Consider the following 1319-nt stretch of genomic DNA (forward strand, 5'->3'; position numbering starts at 1 on the left):
GCGTTGATGCCTCTATGTCAAGCGGTTGTGGCGGTGCCCGGCGGAGGGTTGGACGAGGCCGGAGGTGACAGGGCGAGTGTGATGTCGCGATAGACCTCTCGTGCGATGTAGCGCTGGAGGCGTCGGAGGATGTCTTTGCGGTCCTTGCCCTCGGTGGTGCGTTTGGCACCATATTGCTGGGTGCGGGGGTCGTGGACCAGTCGGACGTGCGCGATTATCCAGAGCGCCGAGTTGGCAACGCGGTCGCCTCCGAGGTTGAGGCGTCGGCGTTCGGTGCGGCCGCTGGAGTGCTCGATGGGGCTGACGCCGCAGAGTGCGGCAAAGCTCGCTTCGGTGCGTAGCCGGTCGGGATTGTCGCCGGCGGTTACCAGGAGTTGGGCCGCGGTGATGGGCCCGATTCCGGGTCGGGCTAGCAGGTTGGGAACGGTCTCCCGGACGAGCGTGACGATGCTCTGTTCCAGTTCTTGGATTTCTTCGTGAAGCATTAGCCATCGTCGGCCGAGGACGCCGAGCGCTTTGAGCGTGCCGGTGTCGGGGCTCAGTGCGGCGCAGGCTCGGGCGCGATGGGCAGGCCGCCGCTGGTCCAGGCGCTCGCGCAGTTCATCGTGGAGGTCGTGGACCAGTGCTCGCAGCTGGTTGTTGGCTTGGGTGCGTGCTTTGATCGCGCTGCGGCGTGCCAGCAGCAGCGACCGGAGTTCGCCGACCGGTCCGCTGCGGTCCTTGGGCACTGCTGACGCCTCGCCGGCCAGGACGGCGCGGGCGGCTGCCTCGGCGTCGACGGAGTCGCTCTTGCCCTTGCGGCGGCGTCGCGAACGGTCGGGCCGGTTGACCTCGATGACCTCGATGCCCTGGTCCATCAGACGGCGGGAGAGCCGGTGACCATAGCTGCCGGTGCCTTCAACCCCGGCGCAGACCACCTCGCCGTATTGCTGCGCCCATTCCACCAGCTCGGCGTTGCCGCGATCGGTGGTGGCAAAGGCTGCGGTCGCGACTTTCCGGCCGAGTGCGTCCAGGAGCACGGCGACGTTCACGTCCTTGTGGGTGTCAACGCCGAGGGCGAGTTGAGACTCAGGGAGCATTGGGGACCTGTCCAGGGAGTGACGATGTCTGGTCGGTGAACGGGCCGCCCAGCGGACAGGACACTCAACGTGCACGTCAACGCCTCTATCGGGTCACACCGGTCGGGCCGCTCCACACAACGGACGTCGTTCCGGGGCCGACAGATCAACGCAGAGACACTCCGAGGGAGGATCAGTCATAGCACGGGTCAGGCCACCGGAACGACGCCCACAGTTATGATCATGGACTGAGTGTCGTAG

At 66.6% G+C, this 1319-nt stretch carries 1 protein-coding gene; it reads right to left on the reverse strand.

Annotated features, from left to right (window positions below; translation table 11 throughout):
* Window positions 1–17 precede the first annotated feature (17 nt).
* Window positions 18–1079, reverse strand: coding sequence for an IS110 family transposase (locus E1264_RS42670; protein WP_132183276.1), 1062 nt, complete (start codon window positions 1077–1079; stop codon window positions 18–20).
* Window positions 1080–1319 lie beyond the last annotated feature (240 nt).

Origin of the sequence: Actinomadura sp. KC216, assembly GCF_004348535.1 — a bacterium.
GTDB lineage: Bacteria > Actinomycetota > Actinomycetes > Streptosporangiales > Streptosporangiaceae > Spirillospora.

Excerpts from the sequence above, each read along its gene's own strand:
- E1264_RS42670 (WP_132183276.1), bottom strand. The coding sequence starts at position 1,079 with ATGCTCCCTGAGTCTCAACTCGCCCTCGGCGTTGACACCCACAAGGAC.